Raw genomic sequence first — 570 nt, forward strand, 5'->3', positions numbered from 1 at the left:
TTTTTCCCAGCATGCTCTATCGCGACAAGTGCTCGAACGGTTTTCTTTGCTTGGCAGCGGCACAAATGGAGTTGACTAGACGTAGCATGGCCACCGGGCAGCACAAAACCTTTAAAACCACCGTCTATGCGCGCTTTTATGGCCTCATAGTCTGCTTTAAGCTCTTCAACTTCCGATTCTGTAATCGCTAACTTGCCACGCACCGAACCATTGAGATGGTAAACATTAGGCTGAAGGCGCGTGAGAATATCTCGACTGAAGTCGTCCAATTCCATCGACAGCACCAACCCAATCCGGCTGCACAACTCGTCTGCGGTGATCTCGAAATCGCACACAGGGCTGTCTTCGTAGATAAAGGGATAACAGATCTCGCTCAGTTCCTTGCTTACAGGTCTCATGCTGTTGTTCCAATGTAAAAAAGGGAGTCAGTATAACCTAACTCCCTCTTAGTAATCATAAAAACGACGTCCGCATTAGGCGTTTTCGATTTTCTTGTGGCCTTCTTGTAGATGCACAAAATCAACCAAGTCATCGCCTGAGACTTGATACGCTTGACCGAACCCTTTTACG

The 570-nt window shown here is 47.4% G+C and carries 1 protein-coding gene and 1 pseudogene; both read right to left on the reverse strand.

What is annotated here, in order from left to right; translation table 11 throughout:
* Nucleotides 1–398 (reverse strand): ATP:cob(I)alamin adenosyltransferase (locus R7Q11_RS28250; RefSeq protein ID WP_225467236.1); only part of this gene is annotated, 398 nt, incomplete at its 3' end.
* A 75-nt stretch (nt 399–473) separates the two neighbouring features.
* Nucleotides 474–570, reverse strand: a pseudogene (locus tag R7Q11_RS28255) (heme utilization protein HutZ); the annotation flags it as partial.

This window comes from Vibrio sp. 970 (assembly GCF_033339075.1).